This window comes from Pseudoalteromonas sp. CNC9-20 (assembly GCF_022347875.1).
In the GTDB taxonomy this organism is placed as follows: Bacteria; Pseudomonadota; Gammaproteobacteria; order Enterobacterales; family Alteromonadaceae; genus Pseudoalteromonas; species Pseudoalteromonas ruthenica.
The window spans coordinates 628189-649737 of the sequence record NZ_JAKRFS010000003.1; the positions used below are offsets into that span (position 1 = coordinate 628189).

The 21549-nt window shown below is 49.2% G+C and carries 12 protein-coding genes; 7 read left to right on the forward strand and 5 right to left on the reverse strand.

All coding sequences use genetic code 11. The features are described from left to right. Positions 1-43: 43 nt before the first annotated feature. Positions 44-931 carry a DMT family transporter gene (locus MHM89_RS10010; protein ID WP_239408705.1) on the reverse strand — a complete coding sequence of 296 codons (888 nt, stop codon included), beginning with the start codon at positions 929-931 and terminating at the stop codon, positions 44-46. Between the two features lie 146 nt (positions 932-1077). Between MHM89_RS10010 and metA the strand changes: the two genes are divergently transcribed. The 3 genes from metA to metH are packed head-to-tail and all read left to right on the forward strand — an operon-like array spanning position 1078 to position 5707. Beyond that, positions 1078-2025, forward strand: a complete 948-nt coding sequence (gene metA / locus MHM89_RS10015) for a homoserine O-succinyltransferase (RefSeq protein WP_053910546.1) — start codon at positions 1078-1080, stop codon at positions 2023-2025. Beyond that, positions 2015-3070 carry a homocysteine S-methyltransferase family protein gene (locus tag MHM89_RS10020; RefSeq protein ID WP_239408706.1) on the forward strand — a complete coding sequence of 352 codons (1056 nt, stop codon included), beginning with the start codon at positions 2015-2017 and terminating at the stop codon, positions 3068-3070. Before metA ends, MHM89_RS10020 begins: the two co-directional genes overlap by 11 nt. A 12-nt stretch (positions 3071-3082) precedes the next feature. Then, positions 3083-5707 carry a methionine synthase gene (gene metH / locus MHM89_RS10025; protein ID WP_239408707.1) on the forward strand — a complete coding sequence of 875 codons (2625 nt, stop codon included), beginning with the start codon at positions 3083-3085 and terminating at the stop codon, positions 5705-5707. A 50-nt stretch (positions 5708-5757) separates the two neighbouring features. Here the strand turns inward: metH and MHM89_RS10030 are convergent, their stop codons facing one another. Beyond that, positions 5758-6321, reverse strand: coding sequence for a hypothetical protein (locus tag MHM89_RS10030; RefSeq protein ID WP_130148417.1), 564 nt, complete (start codon positions 6319-6321; stop codon positions 5758-5760). A 4-nt stretch (positions 6322-6325) separates the two neighbouring features. Beyond that, positions 6326-7246, reverse strand: coding sequence for a hypothetical protein (locus tag MHM89_RS10035; protein WP_130148415.1), 921 nt, complete (start codon positions 7244-7246; stop codon positions 6326-6328). A 209-nt stretch (positions 7247-7455) separates the two neighbouring features. Here MHM89_RS10035 and MHM89_RS10040 point away from each other — a divergent pair, with 209 nt between their 5' ends. From MHM89_RS10040 to MHM89_RS10055, 4 genes are all read left to right on the forward strand, one after another. Continuing rightward, entirely contained in the window at positions 7456-8745 is a 1290-nt protein-coding gene (locus tag MHM89_RS10040) for a class I SAM-dependent methyltransferase (RefSeq protein WP_239408708.1), read from the forward strand. Between the two features lie 38 nt (positions 8746-8783). Further along, a complete protein-coding gene (gene hrpB, locus MHM89_RS10045; protein WP_239408709.1) occupies positions 8784-11201 on the forward strand; it encodes an ATP-dependent helicase HrpB in 2418 nt (805 codons plus the stop codon). 148 nt (positions 11202-11349) lie between these two features. Next, positions 11350-12165 (forward strand): ABC transporter ATP-binding protein, encoded by an 816-nt coding sequence (locus MHM89_RS10050; protein ID WP_239408710.1) that lies wholly within the window; start codon positions 11350-11352, stop codon positions 12163-12165. Further along, entirely contained in the window at positions 12155-13150 is a 996-nt protein-coding gene (locus MHM89_RS10055; protein WP_239408711.1) for an iron ABC transporter permease, read from the forward strand. Before MHM89_RS10050 ends, MHM89_RS10055 begins: the two co-directional genes overlap by 11 nt. A 49-nt stretch (positions 13151-13199) precedes the next feature. On the opposite strand, the gene MHM89_RS10060 is transcribed toward MHM89_RS10055, so the two are convergent. Together MHM89_RS10060 and MHM89_RS10065 are read right to left on the reverse strand one after the other, a co-directional pair. Then, positions 13200-20669 (reverse strand): Ig-like domain-containing protein, encoded by a 7470-nt coding sequence (locus tag MHM89_RS10060; protein WP_239408712.1) that lies wholly within the window; start codon positions 20667-20669, stop codon positions 13200-13202. Then, positions 20656-21516, reverse strand: coding sequence for a sulfotransferase (locus tag MHM89_RS10065; protein WP_235419411.1), 861 nt, complete (start codon positions 21514-21516; stop codon positions 20656-20658). The genes MHM89_RS10060 and MHM89_RS10065 overlap by 14 nt, the downstream gene beginning before the upstream one ends. Positions 21517-21549 lie beyond the last annotated feature (33 nt).

Below are 21549 nucleotides of genomic sequence, written 5' to 3' on the forward strand. Positions count from 1 at the left end.
TTATTGTAGAGTCTCTATGGTGAAAGCGTCAACGAATGGCCCGTTAATTTGCCAATAATATGGCCACTCCAGCCAGCGCCAATAAACCGCCCACTATCATACGCCAAGTCACCGGCTCGCGTTTAAAAAAGCCAATCGTCATGACCATCAGCGGGGCAGTAGCAAAAATAGTTTGTGCAATAGCCGGGTCGGTATGCTGCACCGCCGCCAATTGCAGCCACAAGCCAACGAAGGTGCCGAAAAAAACAGCCACCAGCAGCCAGCGTTTGTTATCAATACCGTGCAATCGAATGGCTTGGTATAGGTCGCTGCGTTTTATAATCATTACCAGTAAAGCCACGCTCAATGTGCCGGCAAGGAGGCGAATAAGGGCGGCCCATAGGCTACTCATCGACTCAGTATTCATAGCCCCTTTTGACATCACCATGCCACTGGCTTGGCACAAAGCCGCAAGTAATGCGAAAGCCACGCCTTGAAAGTAAAACTTCTTATCAACTGGGGGCAAGTGGCGTTGAGGTAATACCGCGAGGATCACCCCCACCGAAGTGATGGCGATGCCCAACCAGGCCAATAGCGGTAAGTACACACCCAACAGCACAATATTAAGTATGCCAGTTAAGGCTGGAGCGAGAGATTCGATTATTAAGGTTCGTGCTGGGCCAATACTGCGCAGGGCGCCAAAGTAGGCGCTATCGCCGATGGCAATACCGATAATCCCACCGGCGATAAGCCAGCCCCATGAGGTGAGCTGCACTGGCATGGCGCCATCGCCAAGTAGCGCCATGGCAATCATCATCATTAAAGAAGCGAGTAAGCCTTTACTTACATTTAGTTGCAGCGGTGAAAGGTGATGACTGAAGCCTTTGTACAGTAAGGTAGAAAAAGCCCAAACCACGGCTGCACTGATTGCTGCAATTTCACCTATACCCATCATCGACTCTTTGTTAGTTAATCGCGGGCATTATTGCAGTTAACTCATTCACTGCAACTTTATTTTGGACGTCTAAACATCTAGAGGTTGAAATTTCCAGTGTGGCGTTCATAATAGCCTCTTATCTTTTAATTCGGAGTACCGCCATGCCCATTACGGTTCAAGACGCTTTGCCAGCGATTATGGAGCTGCGCCAAGAAAATGTATTCGTGATGCCGAAAAGTCGCGCTCGGACTCAAGAAATCCGGCCCATGCGCTTGGCTATTTTGAACCTGATGCCGAATAAGGTGGAAACCGAAGTGCAATTTATTCGTTTGCTGGCAAATACGCCATTGCAGGTCAATGTTGACTTACTGCGTTTAGATACGCACCGCTCTAGCGCCAACTCAGAGCAGCATCTGGATATGTTTTATCAGTATTTCTCAGATGTTAAAGACAACAATTACGATGCCTTGATTGTCACCGGCGCACCCTTGGCTCACTTAGAATATGATGAAGTAGGGTATTGGTCGGAGCTACAAGCGTTCTTTGATTGGGCGGAGCACCATGTGACCTCGACGCTATTTAGTTGTTGGGCGGCGCACGCTGGGCTTTTCCATCACCATGGACTTAAGCGTCAATTGCAGAAAAATAAGTTGTGCGGGGTGTTTGAGCATCAGTGTTATTTTGACCACGCGGCGTTAACCCGAGGCTTTGACGATCGCTTCTTAGTCCCGCATTCGCGTTATGGCCATATTGATATTGCTGCGATAAACGCCTGTAAAGAATTAGTCGTGGTAGCAGGCTCGCCCAAGGTAGGTGCTTACTTACTTAAAAACCAGAGTGGTTCGCAGGTGTATATCACCGGACACCCTGAGTATGATGCCGATACCCTGAAAAAAGAGTATTTACGTGACTGCGATAAAGGCGCTGACGCACCGATGCCAGAAAACTACTTCCCTAATGGCGACCCAGCGCAAGAGCCCTCGAAAACCTGGCAAAGCCATGCCTTTTTGCTATTTTCGAATTGGCTTAATTACTACGTTTACCAAACCACTCCCTATGATATTAATCTGGTTAGCCAGGATGTAAGGACTAACAACTATGCCGAATAAACGTGATGCATTAACACTGGCCCTCAACGAGCGCATTTTAATTTTAGATGGCGCCATGGGTACGATGATCCAACAGCATAAGCTCGAAGAGCATGATTATCGTGGTGAGCGGTTTCAAGATTGGCATGTGTTGGTCAAGGGCAACAACGATTTATTGAGCCTCACTCAACCGCAGTTGATAGCACAAATTCACCGTGAATACTTGGCAGCAGGCGCCGATATTATTGAGACCAATACCTTTAACGCCACGACCATTTCCATGGAAGATTATGACATGGCGAGCCTAAGCCGTGAGATTAACCTCGAATCGGCCCGACTGGCACGCGCGGTGGCCGATGAGTTTACCGCTCGCGAGCCAAACAAACCGCGCTACGTGGCCGGCGTACTGGGGCCAACATCAAAAACCTGCTCGATTTCGCCGGATGTTAACGATCCGGGCTATCGCAATATCACCTTCGATAAGCTGGTGGCCGCGTATATCGAATCGACCCTGGCACTGATAGAAGGTGGTGCCGATCTCATTTTAATTGAAACTATTTTCGATACCCTCAATGCCAAAGCCGCTTCCTTTGCGGTAGAAGAAGCGTTCGAACAGGCTGGAGTGACTCTGCCGGTAATGATCTCCGGCACCATCACCGATGCCTCGGGTCGAACCTTGTCAGGGCAAACCACCGAGGCGTTTTATAATTCCATTCGCCATATTAAACCGCTCTCCATTGGCTTGAACTGTGCGCTAGGGCCAGACTTGTTGCGTCAGTATGTGGAAGAGTTGGCCAGTATTTGTGAAACCTACACCTCGGTGCACCCCAATGCAGGGCTGCCGAATGAATTTGGCGAATATGATTTAGAAGCCGAAGAAATGGCACAAGAAATCATCGACTGGGGGGAGCAAGGGTTTATCAATATTGTTGGTGGCTGTTGTGGGACCACACCCGAGCACATTAAAGCCTTTAGTGATGGGCTAAAAAACACCGCTCCACGTACTTTGCCCGAGCTGCCGGTGCGCATGCGTTTAAGTGGCCTTGAAGCCTGTAATCTCAATTAAGGGGCCAATAACATGAATAATACTGCAACTTTTACCAATGTCGGCGAGCGCACCAATGTGACCGGCTCGGCGCGCTTTAAACGGCTGATCCTCGAGGAAGATTACGAAACCGCGTTAGAGGTGGCACGTGAGCAAGTTGAAAATGGCGCGCAGATTATCGATATCAACATGGATGAAGCCATGTTGGACTCTAAAGCGGCCATGGTCACCTTTTTGAACCTTATCGCCTCAGAGCCCGATATTTCGAAAGTGCCCATTATGGTGGACTCGTCGAAATGGGAAGTAATCGAGGCGGGACTAAAATGCATTCAAGGCAAGGCGATAGTGAACTCTATTTCCCTCAAGGAGGGGGAGCAGCCGTTTCGTCACCAAGCCAAGGTATTAAAGCGCTTCGGCGCCGCCGTGGTGGTGATGGCCTTTGATGAAACCGGCCAAGCAGAAACCGCTGAGCGGAAGTTTGCTATTTGCGCGCGCTCTTATCGCATCCTGGTCGATGAATTGGGCTTCCCACCAGAAGATATTATTTTTGACCCCAATATCTTTGCCGTGGCCACCGGCATAGAAGAGCATGACAACTATGCCGTGGAGTTTATCGAAGGAACTCGCCGCATCAAGGAGAATCTTCCGCACTGCAAGGTATCCGGTGGTGTGTCTAATGTCTCTTTTTCGTTTCGAGGCAACAATCCGGTGCGCGAGGCTATTCACTCTGTGTTCTTGTATCACGCCATTCAAGCCGGAATGGATATGGGCATCGTCAATGCCGGTCAATTAGCGGTGTATGACGATATTCCCTCTGAGCTGAGAGACGCCGTTGAGGATGTGATTTTAAATAAAGATGCCGGCGCCGGAGAGCGGTTGGTGGAATTAGCGCCTAAGTATTCGGGCATGGCGCAAGCGGAGAAGGTTGAGGATTTGCAGTGGCGTAGTTGGCCGGTGGCAAAGCGCTTAGAACACGCCCTGGTTAAAGGCATTACAGATTATATTGATGAGGACACCGAGCAGTGCCGACAGCAGTTTGCAAAACCCATCGAGGTCATTGAAGGGCCGTTGATGGACGGCATGAATGTAGTGGGTGATCTGTTTGGGGCCGGGAAAATGTTTTTGCCGCAGGTGGTGAAATCGGCGCGGGTAATGAAGCGCGCGGTGGCCTATTTAGACCCTTATATCGAAGCCGAGAAACAAGAGGGTGAAACCAACGGTAAAATTGTCATGGCCACGGTAAAAGGCGATGTTCATGATATTGGCAAGAATATTGTTGGCGTGGTGTTACAGTGTAATAACTACGAGGTGATCGACTTAGGGGTGATGGTGCCCGCTGAAAAAATCCTACAAACCGCGATAGACGAAAACGCCGATATTATAGGCCTGTCCGGGCTTATCACTCCCTCGTTAGATGAAATGGTGCATGTCGCCAAAGAAATGAAACGCCGCGATTTTACCATTCCGTTGCTGATTGGTGGCGCGACGACGTCAAAGGCGCATACCGCCGTAAAAATTGAGCCCCAATATGATAACGGCGTGGTTTATGTAAATAACGCCAGCCGAGCGGTGGGCGTGGCATCTAGTTTGCTAAGTAAAACCGCGAAAAGTGAGTTTTTGAGCAAAACTAAAGCAGAGTACGAGCGAGTGCGAGAGCAACAAGCACGCAAGAAACCCCGCTCCAAGCCCATAGGTTTGCAACAAGCTCGCGCCAATCATGCCCAGCTGGATTGGCAAAACTACACTCCGCCTGTGCCTAAACAGCTAGGAGTCCAAGAGTTTCACTCGGTGCCAGTGAGCACCTTACGGCAATATATCGATTGGACGCCATTTTTTATGACCTGGTCTTTGGCCGGCAAATACCCGCGTATCATGAATGACGAGGTGGTGGGTGAGCAAGCGCGCTCATTGTTTGCCGACGCTAATGCAATGTTGGATGAGTTTGCGCGCCAAGGCAGCATTCAACCAAAAGGGGTGATTGGCTTATTCCCAGCAAACCGCGTGGGCGATGACATAGAAATATACCGCGACGAGCAGCGTGACGAAGTGATTTTACGTTCGTGTCAGTTACGCCAGCAAACGCACAAAAAGGGCTTTGCTAACTATTGTTTAGCCGACTATATCGCGCCTAAAGGTGTTGCCGACTATTTTGGCGCCTTTGCTGTGACCGGCGGGTTAGAAGAAGATGACTTAGCCCAGGCCTTTGATGACCAAGGTGATGATTATAATAAAATCATGGTCAAAGCGGTGGCTGACCGCCTTGCAGAGGCCTTCGCTGAATACCTGCATGAGCAAGTGCGTAAAGTGTACTGGGGTTATGCCCCAGACGAAGCGTTAAACAATGATCAGCTCATCCGTGAGAACTATCAGGGTATTCGCCCTGCGCCAGGCTATCCAGCGTGCCCAGAGCACACTGAAAAGGCTAAGATTTGGGAATTACTGAACGTTGAAGAGCGCATCGGCATGAAACTGACGAGCTCCTATGCGATGTGGCCGGGTGCCGCCGTCTCGGGTTGGTATTTCTCACACCCTGATTCGAAATACTTTGCCGTGGCAGGGATTCAACAAGACCAAGTTGAGGACTATGCTAACCGCCAAGGAATGACGCTAGAGCAAGCCGAAAAGTGGCTAGGCCCGAATTTGGGGTATGAAAATTAACCACAGGTTTTACTTTTTTGCGCCAAGTGGAACATGAGCTGGCTGCTCAATTACTTTGTATGATGCTGAGCAGCCAAAAGCGTTGCCAACTTCTGCTTTACTTGTTGCGCGCTGGTATCTGATGGTTGCTGAGATAGCCAGTCAACGAGTTCGTTGCGTACGGGGAAACCTTCTTTTATACAATGGCTCTCATTTGCCACCCAGATATCGGCTGAGCCAATCGTGCCCCGGCCGTAGGCGCTACATAGGGTGTAACCCTGAGCACTAATATGGTGTTCAATGAGATAGGTGTAGATAGGCGTGGCAATTAACATCAATACTAAGGTCACGCCGCACAGCTTAAACCAACCACTGAGTAACCTATCACTTACTTGGGTATGAGTTGCTCGTAACCACAGTAAGTAGGTTAATACGGCAAAAACGGGGGTGGCCAATACCAAAGAAGGAGAAAAACTGCGCTCCCGAAAAGCCAGAACATGCTCCCCTAGGGCTGTACTTACTTGGCTCACTTCACTGAACGTTGCATAAGGGAGCAGTAAAGTAAGTACACAGAATAAAGCAAAAAAGCAGAATAGCTTTACTCTGTCCATCGTTGTACTTTGCACGTCATCCATTGTGCTATCTATATCCGCCAGAGTAAGGAAGCCCAAATAAACGGTGCATAAACCCGATGGGATCTTGTTCGTACCACCGCTGCGCCCGGTCTATTTCTCTCCGTGCTTGCTGAAAGCTTTGTTTTAAATCGTTTTCAACCGCTCTTAGACTAGCCGCTATTTTTTCTGCTATCGCATCAGTATCAATGAATGTATAGGCCAAACCAGCCAGAGCTGCGCCAACCACAACAACGGCAATCATAGGGCCAACGGCGACGGTTGCAGCCGTTCCCACAACGGCAGTCACCGCTCCCCAGGCAATGCCTGATGATGCTGCTGCGATGGCAACATCAACAGATAAACCACCAATAAAGTCGTGCCAAGTTTTGCTATCATCAATCAGTTGCTCCAAGGCATGAAACCCTGCAGAGATAAGAATCGTCAACACAAACCCTTGCTTAATAGAGCTTTGCGCTCCCAGCTTACCGATGCCGAAAGATACTAGCTTAGGATTGTTGGCTAAGTATCGGGTTCCCGTCAGGTGTCTTCTCAGGCCTGAGTAGCCTTTGAAAATAATGTAGTTTTTCCCAGAATATGACTTCACTTTGAATTTATCAAAAACTGAACCGCTACGCTGCATCTCTAGCGCAATCGCTGTTAAGGCGGCCACATCCAGCCCTAAAGGGACGAGCCCTGAACCATTTTTAACCCAATCGCGATGCGCTCGCCAAAGCTCAGGTACAATATTGGCGCGCTCCATAATTGATTCGAACCAGGCGGCGATTCGCTCATTAGAATGACCTTGGGTGCGTTTTACGTTCACAGCGTAATCAAAAAATTCCCTGTCATTAAGATGGATAAAGTTATGCTGGTTGGACTTTAATAGATGAGCGAGTTGCTGATCTCGCTGCTTGTTTCTTAATTCTTCTCTTGCATTGATGAGCATTGAGGCCTCCATGCTATGTTCCTTTTATCGCTATTCTCATACAAGGCTGCGGAACAGTCAATCGCCAAGCTCATGTCTTATATGAAATTTTATTGAATTGTCAGCTTGTTGCAAAGCCCTCATTAGCTGAGCACAGTGTAATGCGCTGTAATGACACACCAAGAGGGGATTTGCTAACAATAGTGAATGTTTCCCTTTGAGCCTGACTTATGACCCTCAAGCAGTTACAACAGCTAGTCGCAACCATTATTGCAGCGCCAGTGGACGCTGGTGTTGTTAAGCAACCTATTCATGCTTTGGTTAACGCGTTAGAGCAAGAAAGTGGTGTTTCGTCGCAAGCAGATATGAATACATCGTACGGAACATATACCGAGCATGGGGTGGCGATTTCTCCGGTACAAGCTGCACGCTGCTCCTTGGAGCCACTGCGCACCCAAGTGTTTATGCAAGGGGTTGCGGCGGCTATTAACGATAAAGTCCACGGTGATAAAGTAGTCCACATCCTCTATGCGGGCACCGGCCCTTTTGCCACCTTATTATTGCCCTACCTCGCATGCCACCCCGAATTACCGGTGCGGGTAACATTGTTGGATATTCACCAGGAGAATATTGAGGCGGTCAAAAAATTGGTTGCACGCTGGCATATTGGGCATTTAATCAACGAATATGTGGTTGCTGATGCGACCTGCTGGCAACCTGACGCGCAAAGTCGATTCGATATCGTTATTTCTGAAACGATGACAGCACTGCTTCGTCGTGAGCCCCAGGTATGGATATTTAAAAACCTCGTGCGTTATCTGCAAGCACAGGGAGTGTTAATTCCTCAAGTGGTTTCTTTGCGAGCTTGGCTAGAGCGCGCTAAAGAGCGGGTTTTGATTGATGAGTACTTTCGCCTCGATAAAGCGGCAGCACTGCGCTTAGCGCGTGATGATATTACCGATATACGTGGTGAGCTTGTTATTCCAGCGCAGCATCAAAGTGACGACCATTTTACGCTGACCACGGATATCCAAGTTTATAATCACTGCGTTTTAAGCGAAGGGCAATCGAGCTTAACCGTGCCATTTTCAGTACCGCCGCAGGCAACTTGCCTTTTTGCGGGCGCACACGTTCCTTTTCACTATGCCAACCCCAGGCAGGCCGATTTCATATTCGATTTTCCACACGATAAACGCCTAGCCGCACACACCTTACCCAGCATTAATGACTGTGCAGATCTCGGGCTCATTTATATAAAGCGCGCGTTTGCGCAGTGTTTATGGGCAAAGCAAAACCAACAACCTAGATCGCTTTCACCGTGTGATTGGCAGGGGGAGCTGTTTTTAACGCAGGCGTTAGGTATCCCCTTAGATATATGGTTTGCACACTTATTTAATGCCCCTGATCTGGCTAGTTTTGAATCTCGGCTATTACAGTGCTGCCCCGCATTACTATGCCCACAGCAAGTTATGGAAATGAACCGACAGTTGCTTGCTAAGCTGCACAGGCAAAATGAATAACGTACAATAGCGGCAAAGAGTATGAATACCTTGGGATTATGGCCTTACCAATAGAGCAAAGTTACCCGCAACTTGTTGAGCAATTACATCGTGTGCCTATGTGCCTACTGCAAGCCCCACCTGGAGCAGGGAAGTCAACGTGGTTGCCATTGCAGTTGCTTCGTGAAGGCCATTTTCGCCGCATTATCATGCTTGAGCCCCGGCGCTTAGCTGCGCGCAACATAGCGCGTTTTTTGGCTGCTCAGCAACAAGAAGTGGTAGGACAAAGCGTGGGCTTAAGATTGCGCCAAGAGACTAAGGTAAGCGCTGAGACGCGCCTAGAAATTGTCACTGAAGGGGTATTAACGCGCATGTTGCAGCAAGACCCCGAGCTCAGTGGTGTCGACTTAGTTATTTTTGATGAATTTCATGAACGCTCCATGGCGGCTGATACGGCATTGGCTTTTGCGTTAGAAAGCCAGATGCTGCGTGATGATTTAAAGATCTTATTGATGTCCGCCACCCTTGATGGCGAGCGCTACCAACGCTTTTTTGATTGCCCACTCATTAGTTCAGCAGGTCGCAGCTACCCAATAGAGGAAATCTACCGCCCGTTAGCGCAGCCAACGCAGTGGCTTGAGGCTATTGCGCCCACCGTAATCACAGCGCTGCAAGAGCAAAGCGGTAGCGCCTTGGTGTTTTTGCCAGGACAAAAAGAAATAAACTATGTCGCCGCGCAGCTCAGCGGGCTGCCCAGCGATATTGAAGTCCACACCTTATATGGCGAGCAAGACAAAGCCGCCCAGCAACGAGCGATAGCACCTGCGGCGCAAGGTCAGCGCAAGGTGGTATTAACCACCAATGTGGCCGAGACCAGTCTGACTATTGAGGGCATTCGCATTGTTATCGATAGCGGTAAACGTCGCGCCGCGCAGTTCAATCTAAAAACCGGTGTGAGTGAGCTGAAAACCGTGAATATCTCACGCTCCTCGGCGCTGCAACGGGCTGGGCGAGCGGGGCGTATAGAACCTGGAGTGGTCTATCGTTTAGGCAGTAAAGAGCAATTAGAGCGACGGGCGCAACATGATGCACCGGAAATATTAACCAGTGATATTAGTCCTTTAATGCTAGAGGCGAAGCTGTGGGGGGCCGATATCGAGCAATTACAGCTGCTTGACCCGCCTTCTGCGGCGCAGCAGCACCAAGCCTGCGAACTGTTACAGATGTTAGAGCTGATTGCTGATGGCAAACTCACCCCAAAGGCAAGAGAAATACATGCTATGGGCAGCGATTTACGTTTTGCCCATTTGCTGTATCAAGCTCAGCAACGTGAATCTCAGCATCCTGGTTTTGTGCACCTGGCGGTGCATTTTGTCGCCTTGATGGAGGCTCGGGTGCGTATTGATGCTGAGCTTGCTACCGCTATCAGTGCGCAACAGCATCGTCCTCACCCAGCATTTACGCAACAACTGAAGTACTGGCGTCAGCGTTTATCCTTGCCGGCGAACAAAGACTTACCTATGCACTTGCTGCCTGTGGTCGTGGCGTTAGCCTATCCTGACCGTCTAGCTAAACGGCGTGGTTCGGGTATGCTGCTCAGTAATGGTGCGGGAGTGAGTGCGCATCCGCAGTTGTGGTTGGATGAGCAGTATGTGGCCATCGCCGATGTTGGTGGCAAAGATGGCCAGCATATTTTTAGCGCCACCGCTTTTTCCCCGGCCATGCTGCAAACCCATTTGCCACATTTGTTTAGTGAGCGCCAGGTGTGCGAATTTGATATCAAATCAGGGCGTTTCATTAATGAGCAGCGCCAGCAATTGGGTGCAATCGTTATTGCCACTAAGCCCAGTGGCAAAAAAATTGATACCCAAATGAAAGTACAAGCGTGGCTGGAGTTAATACAACAGCGGGGCTGGGAGCTGTTTCAACATCCACAGTCGCAGCAACTACGAGTGCGTATGTTACTGGCTAGTCAATTGCTTGGTGGCGAGTTTACTCTCGCCGATGAGGCGCAGCTATTGCGCCAAGCAGAGCAATGGCTGGCGCCGTTTTTAGAGCATGTGGGGTCATTATCGCAATTACAGCAGTTTGACTATCGGAGTGCTTTGCTCAGCCTGTTAGATTATGCGAGCCAACAGCGCTTGGAACAGCTCTTACCAAAGTCAATGACACTGCCCTCGGGTGCCAGTCATCGCATTCATTATCAACTCGATGGTCCGGCCAAACTCAGCGTCCGTATGCAAGAGGTTTATGGTTGGCAGTCAAGCCCGGAGTTGGCGCAAGGCAAGCTGCCGCTGCAACTCGAATTACTCTCGCCGGCGCGGCGACCGTTGCAAATAACCCAAGATCTTGCGCATTTCTGGCAAAGTAGTTACCGCGAAGTGCAAAAAGAGATGAAGGGTCGCTATCCAAAACACTTTTGGCCCGATGATCCGAGTACCGCGCAGGCCACCAATAAAGTAAAAAGTAGAATGTGAAGCGGTTTGTTGTCTATGTGCGTTTAGTTGCCCTAGTAGGTTATGCGTGCTATCACGCCATGTTGCCATGGCTTCACAGACGTCTGGATAGACAAAATTTACTTTGCGCGATAATGCTTTCATAATAGCTCTTTTCTGACCTAGCTAAGTGAGTACCGTGTTGCAACGCCCGTTATTACAGGTTCAAAATTTATCGCACCAGCTTGGCGAACATCGGGTACTTGAACGCCTTAGTTTCTCGCTTGAGCAAGGGGAGTTTGTGGGCCTGTTGGGACCTAACGGGGCTGGGAAATCCTCACTGCTGCGCTGCATTTATCGTTATTACCGCACTTCGGCTGAGACTATTGCCCTTAATGGCGAGTGCTTACAGGCTCTGCCACAGCGCACATTGGCACAAAACGTAGCCGTGGTGCTGCAACAGCCAGAAAGCGATATGTCACTCACTGTTTATGAGGTGGTGACTCTTGGCTTATTGCCCCAAGGGGGAATGTGGCGTGCATTAACACAGGAGCAAAAGCAGCGAGTCCATCAGGCTTTGATGGATGTAGGGCTGTGTAACTTGCAGCATAAACCCTTAGCCCAGTTATCGGGAGGAGAGCAGCAGCGCGCTCATATTGCTCGGGCCTTAGTGCAGCAGCCGCAGTTGCTGATCATGGATGAGCCCACCAGCCATTTAGATATTAAATATCAAATAGAATTGATGGAGCTGGTGCGTTCGTTAAAGCTAACGGTGTTGGCGTCATTTCATGACCTTAACTTGGCCTGTGCGCTGTGTGACCGATTGTTGATTCTTAAGCACGGTCAACTGGTTGCGGATGGTACGCCAAAAAAGGTGGTGACCGAGCAACTGCTCAGTGATGTTTTTGGCGTTTGCGCAAAAGTCAGTGGTCATCCGCAGCAGCCCGATAAGTGGCCGCTGGTACAATATTTTTACGGCTATCAAAGGCATCAGCATGACGGTTAAATATGTTTTATCTCTGATTGCAGTACTTTTGGTTTTTGTGCTTAGTGGGTTGTTTGCACTTAAGCAAGGTGCCGTGAGTCTAAGTTGGCCGCAACTGTTGGCTGTACTCAGTGGCGAGGACAGTGATTCGCTGTGGCAGCAAATTATTTGGCAATTGCGCAGCCCTCGTGTTGGCATTGCCTTTCTTGCTGGTGGTGGGTTGGCGTTGGCGGGGGGGATTTTACAAACGGTCACACGCAACCCGTTAGCGGATCCTTACTTGTTTGGTATCTCCTCGGGGGCAGCTCTGGGCGTGGTCGTGACCATGGTGCTTTTTGGGGTTAGTGCCCCTGTGCTGCTGAGCCTCAGTGCCTTTGCAGGCGCCATGCTGGCCGTGGTGTTGTTGCTGATTGTGGCCTACAGTGTTCGCTATATGCAAAACTCCATCTTGGTGTTGGCAGGGGTGGCCTTATCTTTTGGTTTCAGTGCACTGACCAGCTTGTTGCTGTATTTTGGCGAGCCCCAGGCTGTGAGCGCGGTGGTATTTTGGACTTTGGGCAGCTTTTCCGGTGCTTCCATGGCCATGTTGCTACCGGTGAGTGTGCTTATGGGCGTCAGCCTCGCAATTGTATGGCTGTTACGGGCGCCATTAAATGCCCTGCTGCTTGGGGATGAGAGTGCCCATACCCTAGGTATTCATGTGCAGCGACTACGTTTAGCTATGCTGCTATTAAGTGCGCTGATCACTGCAGTGCTTGTGAGTGTGTGCGGTGGTATAGGTTTTGTCGGGCTGATGATCCCCCATTTGGTGCGAATAATCGCTCCTCGTGCAGGTAGTTATTTATATCCCGCGAGCTTTTTTAGCGGTGGGCTATTTATGGTGTGGGTAGATTTGGCCGCACGCACAGTGTTAGATAATCAAGAACTGCCAGTTGGGGTGATCACGTCAGCTATCGGAAGCATATTCTTTTTACTGTTATTATTTTCCCGTTATCGCACACAATAAAAAGCCCCGCTCTGCGGGGCTTTTATGCATTAACTTAATGACGTTGCGGTTATTTCAGTTGCTTGGCTTGTCGGCGAATAGCCATTAACGCAAGTAACATAACTAGCCATGCTAGAGTACCGCTACTTTGCTTACGTTTTGGCGGCTGTGAGTTATCTACCTCAGCAGCAACCTCTATATTAAGCTCGCCTTGTGCGGTGGCTCCGAGTTCATCGCTTAGGGTGTAGCGCACTAACGCATTACCGCTAAAGCCATCAGCGGCGCTAAAGCGTAATGAGAAGTCACTGTTAATTACTACCTCCCCATGTTCGCTGCTTACTTGGGTTACTGTTAACGCTTGCCCTTCTGGGTCGCTATCATTGGCGAGTACATCCACTGTAACCGTGCCTTGGTAGGCCACTGATGCGCTATCAGCAACTGCAACCGGCGCTTGGTTAGCGACAATGTTAATACTTACCTCGGCACTGTGGCTATTGCCAGCAGCGTCGCGAATACTGTAAATCAAACGGTCGTTACCAATGAACTGGCTAGGTGTTTGGTATTGAATTTTGCCATCAATAATACTGGCATCACCCAGCTCCGCCTCCACGCCAGTAAGCATGATTTCATCACTCTCGGCATCAGTATCATTACTTAGCACATCGAGCATCGGCATGGCGTTCTCTGCTACCGTATACACATCATCGTTTGCAATCGGTGGCTGATTGGCATCAAGAGCTATAGCCACTACACCAGGGTCAACAATGCTGCCATTGATGATGCCATCAGCATCGTTGGCGCCGCCATCTGTCAATGTTAATTGTACGCACCAGTGCCCGGCTGTCAGCCCGGGTTGCCAAAGCTCACTACCTGGTGCTGGGCAGTAACCTTTACTACCTAACGCTGAAGCAATAACATCATCGCCTTGGGTATCCAGATCTTGCCATTGGTCATTGATATACTTGCGATAGAGTGCATTTTGCGGCAGTGGCTGACGCTGCGGAAGCACAAAATCAACGGCAGCACCAGGTACCGGTAGGGCACTGACTACCACACCGTAAAGTGTGCCAACATGACGTGTGTCTTCATCACTTGCGACCTGCTCTGGCATCAGCTCAGCACCTGCGCTCGCAGCATCAGCAAATATACTGGTTTGCAGACAGTTGCCATATTCAGTCTCGACGATAAAGTTATCTTCTTGCGCTGGTGTTGCTGCAAGTAAGTGACATACGCCGATGGCGTCTAAATAATCAGCAACGCCGTCACCGTCACTATCACGGTAACCTTCACTAGCATCAGGGATCAGATCGCCGTCACTATCATTATCGCTCAAAGGCGGTAGCGTACTGCGCACATCTAACTGCAGTTTGACACTTTGACTGGCCGCTGGAGTGCCGCTATCAGTGACTTCGAGACTGACATTATAGATACCCTGAGTGAGATCACTGGCCTCGATAATAGCGCGTTCACTACTCGTTTGGTTCAAAGGTAGTGTCGGGTTTATTTGCCACTGATAAGTATGAGAGTCATTGATATTCGCATCGCTTACTTGGGCAACAAGCTCAATATCCTGGTCGGCAACAAATAACGTCATCGCTTGCGCGTTTTGCTGTGCTGTTACCTTCACTTGTGGGGCAAGGTTACGCTGTGTAATCGTTACTCGGTGCTGCCACGTTGGGCCTCTATTGATACTTTCGTCCAGTGTTATGGTGATGGTTTCATCCTCTTCATCAAGGGCATCAGCGAATACATCAAAGTCGATGGTTGCTTGCTCAGAGGTGAAGCGTAGTTCTGCATTGGTAAGTGAATGGTCATCACTGCTGCTACTGCCACTGACGGTAAAAGGCACTATAAGTGGGTAGCTTGGCGCAGGACCGTTTAAGTAAGCGGTAATGCTATGACTGCGCCCCTCAGTGATAATACTTTGTGCACTCAAGCTTACCTGTGGGTTGACCTCCACACGCTGTGATTGCAAGGCACTGCGACCTTGATCATCTGTAGCTTGCCAGTAAATTTTATGCACGCCTGGTTTGAAATACACCGGATTGTCTAGGATTCTAACCGCAATGGCTTTACCCGTTGCATCGACAGCAGTGGCAACACCAAGATTTACTTTCGTGTACAAGCCTGTGGCATCAACACTGACATCCGCAGGCAGTGAGAGTACCGGGATATCGTCGGCCATAGGGCCATCAAGGGAGAATCTGACCGTTGCTGTATCCGCTAAACCTTGCTCGTCGGCGATGCGATAGCGCAGTGTCGTGGTTTCATTAAGACCACCAGGAGGCGTATATAGCAGCGCGCCATTGTCGATAGTGACATCACCTAATTCTGCGCTAGCTGTTGTTATGCGTAAGGTATCACCTTGATCTGGATCGCTGTCATTGCTAAGTACCTCAAGAATATATGTGCCGCTGTCATTGCGCGTAAGGCTCACAGTATCATCATTGGCTATTGGTTTGTCATTGACTCCGGTGACAGTAATTTCAATAGCGACAGGTTCACTTTGTAAGTTACCGTCACTTGCTATCAAAGTTGCACTATCAGTGCCTTGAAAGTCAGTATTCGGTGTGTAAGTGAGGCTTAAGCCATTGACGAGTAGCTCACCCTGCACAGGCGCTGAAACAACTGTAATAGTGACTTGTTCTGCCTGTTCATCGTCTACTTCTAGGGTCACCGTTTTTGACGTATCCTCTTCAACACTGAACGTGCGAGTGATAATACGAGGGGCCTGATTAGCCTCAGTGACTTCGATAGCAAACGCCGGGAGTTGCGTACTCAAGTCGCCGTCACTGACGGTAATTTGAATATTGCTAACGGTGCCAACATCGCTCTCACTGGGTGTACCTTGCAGTTGCCCTGTTGCGGTATCGAAGGTCGTCCAGCTAGGCTGATTGACGATCGAAAAGGTGAGGGCATCATCATCGGGATCTGATGCAGTTGGGGTGAAGCTATAGTTCTGCTCAATCGCAACCTTTGTATCAGGAGTGCCGCTAATCGTAGGTGCTTGATTTGCTGCCGTTACCGAAATAGAAAATGCGGGCAGAGAATCTGTGGCTGAGCCATCCGAGACAGAAATAATGATATTTGAGTAATCACCAATATCAGCATCGGTTGGCGTCCCCTGTAGCTGACCATTATTGGAGTTAAAGTTGGCCCAGGCTGGTAAATTAGAGATGCTAAATGTTAGTGGATCGTTGTCTGCATCAGTTGCACTCGGCGTAAATGAATAGTTACTACCTACGTTTGCATTAGCAGCAGGTGTGCCAGAAATAACAGGAGAGCCATTGGGTGGGCTGTTTCTTGTAATAGTGGCTACATCAACGTATGTGGAGATATTGCCCGCAGCATCAAGTGCAGCTACCACAAAGTTATTATCGCCCAGTGTCAGCGGTGCCGACAGCGACCACGCATTCCCAGATACTGCAGATGAAGCCAGTACACTGGTTGAATCAGCAGTACCATCATCATTAGCATCAGCGTAAAGCGCGACATTGACACCGTTCTCGCTATGCGTACCAGCTACTGCTAATTGTGTGCTGGTGGTGCTCTCAGGTGCGCTTGGGGTGGTTACAGTTGGGCTTACTGGAGCTGTGGTATCTATCACCAACGCTTTATTAGCGCCTAGGCTGCCCGCTGCGCCAGGAGTCGCTAAGGTTAAGCTCGCGTTATTTCCGGCGCTATCACTCACCTGAGCCCCGTTAAGTGCCAACGCAGAAGTTGTTGTGTAATCAAGGTCGGCACTGGTATCACCAGCTTGCACCGTATAGGTGAACATCAAGGTATTTGTGCCGGAGCCAGAACTGTAAGCAATCGTTCTATCTGTGGCACCGGTTTCCAGTGTTAGACTAGGTACTCCGCCAGTGACATTAATGGTTTCGCTGAAGGTGACTCCGATATTAATTACTTCGCCAGCGCCGTAAGCGCCATCACTTGTTGTTGCACTGACTGAGGTCACGGTCGGGGCTATGCTATCTACTAATACTCCAGATAAAGCGCCAACGTTATTCAAAGTCACGTCTAAGGCATTACCTGCATTATCATTGATAGTTCCCCCTGCTAGGGTAAGTGCGGTTAAGCCAATACCGTTAGTATCTTCAAGTCCGGCTGCTAGGGCGGCAGTTCTAAAGTTCAACGCAGCTGTTCCTGAGCCGGACAGGTAATTTGCAGTGACAGTTGAACCACCGATATCAATAGTTAAGCTTGGCGTCCCGCCAGCTGTATTGACAGTTAAGTTTTCATTACTATTTAGAGTGAAGTCTAAAGTATCACCTGTTTTATATGTGCCATCAGCAGGAACAGATATACTGGAGATTTGTGGTGCAACTACATCTACATTATGTGTTTCGCCGGAATTAAACGCAGGTACATAGCCATTGTTATTATTGCCGTTGCCAGAGTCATCAACGATGTCGGTATTGGCATTTAAATCGAGACGGATGCTGCCGGTACCAGCGATGTTGTTGACGGTGATGTTGACGCTCGAGCCACTGGATGCAGACACTGAAGCTATGTCACCACTTGCGGTCCCAGACACCGTCGTGAGTGTGAAATCATCGGTGCTGATATTATTGGCATTTTTACTGAAAGTGATGGTGTAGGTGATACTACTATCATTTGCAGCGGGAGTTCCCGCAAGGGCAATACTTGTCACACTTGGAGGAACATTATCTGCAGCGGTCAACTGGGCACTGTCGGCTGCGGTCAATGCGCCAGATGACGCTCGCAAGTTGAACGATTCAGCAGAGGCCCCGGAGAGAGTATAATTTAGGGCTAAATTGGTAAAGGTTGCCATCCCTGAAGAGGGGGTAACTGTTACGGTCGCGCCATTGCCATCGTTGTCACCTGTGGCTGTCATGGTCACACTGCCAGCGCCATTAACCTCAGCTAATAGTATATCGGTGCTGTAGCCAGTGTCGACAACGCCTGCAGCATCCACCGCTGATACTTGTGGCACGGTCGTGAAGCTAGTGCTCTGTCCAGCCGGAATGGCTGTTGGCGCTGGTTCTGTATCAAAGCGCAAACGTGTGGCAACCACATCAGAGGTAATGCTATTAGCGTCGACACTGACAAAATCTGCACCTGTCGCCTCATCATCAGCGGTTAACGTGAAGCTTTGTTGGTCGGCAGTGGCGGTGTAAATCAAGCTACTAAAGCTTGCAACCCCTTGGGTTGCGCTCACACTGGCATTGCTGAGTGAGCCTGCTGAGGCCTCAGTCAAGGTCACTATTTCGGTAAAGTCTTTATCGGTATTACCAAAATCATCTACGGCTCTTACTTCTGGGGTGGTTGAGAGTACGTTGCCAGAGATACTGCCCGAAGGTTGGGTTCTAAAATAAAGCCCTGTGGCGGTGATATCTAATACCGAGCCGGTACCATTATCTACCAGGGTAGTGGTGCCCATTGTTGTCCCGGAAGACTCAACAACATTGCTTGAGCCATTAACGCTTAGTATAAAAGTGCGTTTATCCACCATGTTGGTGTTTACATGGTAGTAGGCATTGATTACATAATCCTCTTGGGTGCCATCGGCAATGCTGATGTTTAACCCTGAGAAGGTCAACGTACCGGCAATATAATTACCGACGATGTTATTGGCATCAGGGCCGTTGAGGCGCCAAGTGGTACTGCTACGCTCGTACTCTGTGGCTGTACCATTAACCTGTACTTGAATGCTTGATATATTCATTGGTAGGTTATCGCCACCGCCATCAACAAGCGTAAAATCCAACACATCTACGGCTGTTGCCGGGCTGTTCGAGGTTGTCGGCCTCAACACCGGCTCACTGACACCCGCAGCAGGGATGAGATCGCCGTTATTCAGCGGCGCTTGCACAGTGACGCTGACATCTTGGTTTGTTGAGGTACCGCCATCACCATCACTGACGGTAACGCGCACTGTGCGCGTACCTGTAGTTGGGTTGGCGGTATCAATATTTTCAAAACTGAGCTGTTGTAACAGGGTTTGTACTCGCGCCGCTGTGGCGTCAGTGTTGAGGTTGACGACAAAGTCGTTCCCCACAGCAATATTATTCAATAAGGTACCAATTATGGTACCAGACACGGACACATTACTCCCTGCTGTGGTGCCCGCTAGGGCTACCGTGCCTGAGGTATCTACAGAAAGTAAATCCTCAGCGCTATCTTTTCCTGAAACGATCGTGACCGTTAAAGCGCCACCGTCGAAGTTAGCGCTGTCGCCATCGGTTATGGTCGCGGCTGTGCCTTGGTCAAGGAGTGTTTGCGCACCAGGGAACAGGCTGACACTATCGCCATTGAGGTTGCCAATTGACGGGGGAGTGTTGGCAGGTGCTAAATTAGCGAGCACAAGATTATCGATTCTGACACACTCGAGATCTCCACCCGCATTGTTTACGATGGTGAGCTTGGACACGCCATTCCAATTTAGGCTTTGTGTTCCGCCAATACCATTAGCTAGAGAGCCTGTTGTTGCTTGGTCGCCATTATCCGAGTAGATTTTGAAGTTTTGGTTAACGCCAGAACAGTTAAACATGTCAATTGAGGTGACGTTAAAGGTTTCACCACCAGAGAAGTAAATCTCCCCTTTAGTTTCACTGGTATTACCCCCAAACTCTGGGGAGAAATAGGCATCATGAGATGAGTACACAGCTCCAGTGTAAATTGAGGATGCCCCGCCATCGGTACTTAATTGTATGGTATAACCCGATACTATATATGACTTACTCGCAGCATACCCGGAGGGGAAACCCGACATATTGATAGTTCCGCTATAGGCTAATACATCGGAAAAGTCGGCAAGTGCAATAGCGCTAAAAGGAGTCGCTGTATTTATATCACCATGCTTGATTTCTAACTCCCAGTTACCGCCTTGATCAACATTTCCTGTGTTGTCAATCGACGCGGCGACATCGGCATGGGTGTATGTAGCGATAAGTTGAATAAACTCTGTACCAAGCTCTCCTTTACCAAGGTTACAATTGTAAAAGTGAATATCAGCGTCCGAGCTAAGTTTGTCCCCTAGTTGTTTTAAGTCATCGAGGTAGTTGTGTAATTGTGCCGCTCCTACCTGCTGCTTGCCGACATGAATAAGTCCTTCTGAGCCATGGCTTACCCAATGAATCGCGTTGAGGTTATGATAGCTTTCTAGTTTTCTATTAAGTTGCGCAAAAACAGGACTGCTATCATCGATTTCAATAATATCAACGCCCGGCTTGAGTGCCTTATAAAAGGTTGACTTATCTTTAAGCGTTGCGTCAATCACCATGATTTCATGGATATTCTGTCCACTTACAAGGTTAGGCTCTGCCAAGGTTGAGTTGTTAGTCTGTGCAGAGGGGGCGCCCTGGGTCATTACCAACTCTGAGCTTTCAAATTGCTTTGCTTTTAGTGGTAAATGGGTTGCTGTTGCGCTGCTTGTCTGCAAAGTAACTGACGGTGATGTGCTGCGCGTTGTCTCATTGCGTATATAGCCGCTATAGGCGCCCGCCAAAGAGGGAAGAGCACTTAAGCCCAAGGGCACAAGCATTCCTGCTAGTTTATTGGCTTTAAATTGAATCATGGTTGTCTCCTTGGCTCGGTGTGGCGCAGATCAAGCTGGCTTGTGTGCCAGTAGTATCTTGCCAAAAGGCCATCTCGCTGTACTTCTTAAATAATTCTGGTGGTAAAATGCTGCGTCTTGGGGTGAACTGTACTTGCTTTTTCACGGTATGGAGGCCTTTCACGCCGATGTTGGCATCGAACTCTCCCTCGTCATATTCCACCTGATTAAAGTCATGGTCGAATGTGGGCAGAGCAAGAAATTGATAAACAAGCTCCATGGAGCGAGCCGGGTGCTGAGTGAGTAAATCGTAATCTAGCAGTAATAAACGCTCTGAAAACTCGCCGTAGTAAGCTTCTTTAAGAGCCGTCCACGCGCTGCCTAATGCACCTTGATGGTGGGCCAGAGATTCACAGCGGGTATAGACCGTTTGTCGGCTCTGAGGTGAGTACATACGGCTATAGTCGAAGGGGTTTTTACGGTAAATACACTCGAAACTATCCATCACCCAAGCCGGGTTGCGTACGCAACAAATTACCTTGAAATCACCAAATAGTTCTACCAGTTGGTGCATACGCGCAGTCCAAATACGGTTAGTATCAAAGATAACATCTTTATCTCTGTGCTCACTGTAATAACTGTTGGCTAGGCTTAGGCAAAGGTCTCGGCGCTTAGACTCATTAAAAAACGGGGAAAATTCACTCCCAGCGCCTATTTGCTCTAAGCAGCTGCCCATAAGGGGAGCAATAGGGCTACTCATGGCGGCATGAAATTGCGGGTTTTGCCTGAGTAAACCAGCTAATAAAGTAGAACCTGAGCGGGGCAGTCCTGAGATAAAGTGATACTGCGGCATGATAAATCCTGTCATTATAAATCAAGGCAATATTAGCTTAATATTGCC

What these genes read in the sequence shown, in the direction of transcription:
- MHM89_RS10010 (WP_239408705.1), bottom strand. Translation starts at nt 931, where the DNA reads ATGGGTATAGGTGAAATTGCAGCAATCAGTGCAGCCGTGGTTTGGGCT.
- metA (WP_053910546.1), top strand. Translation starts at nt 1,078, where the DNA reads ATGCCCATTACGGTTCAAGACGCTTTGCCAGCGATTATGGAGCTGCGC.
- MHM89_RS10020 (WP_239408706.1), top strand. Translation starts at nt 2,015, where the DNA reads ATGCCGAATAAACGTGATGCATTAACACTGGCCCTCAACGAGCGCATT.
- metH (WP_239408707.1), top strand. Translation starts at nt 3,083, where the DNA reads ATGAATAATACTGCAACTTTTACCAATGTCGGCGAGCGCACCAATGTG.
- MHM89_RS10030 (WP_130148417.1), bottom strand. Translation starts at nt 6,321, where the DNA reads ATGGATGACGTGCAAAGTACAACGATGGACAGAGTAAAGCTATTCTGC.
- MHM89_RS10035 (WP_130148415.1), bottom strand. Translation starts at nt 7,246, where the DNA reads ATGCTCATCAATGCAAGAGAAGAATTAAGAAACAAGCAGCGAGATCAG.
- MHM89_RS10040 (WP_239408708.1), top strand. Translation starts at nt 7,456, where the DNA reads ATGACCCTCAAGCAGTTACAACAGCTAGTCGCAACCATTATTGCAGCG.
- hrpB (WP_239408709.1), top strand. Translation starts at nt 8,784, where the DNA reads ATGGCCTTACCAATAGAGCAAAGTTACCCGCAACTTGTTGAGCAATTA.
- MHM89_RS10055 (WP_239408711.1), top strand. Translation starts at nt 12,155, where the DNA reads ATGACGGTTAAATATGTTTTATCTCTGATTGCAGTACTTTTGGTTTTT.
- MHM89_RS10060 (WP_239408712.1), bottom strand. Translation starts at nt 20,669, where the DNA reads ATGATTCAATTTAAAGCCAATAAACTAGCAGGAATGCTTGTGCCCTTG.
- MHM89_RS10065 (WP_235419411.1), bottom strand. Translation starts at nt 21,516, where the DNA reads ATGACAGGATTTATCATGCCGCAGTATCACTTTATCTCAGGACTGCCC.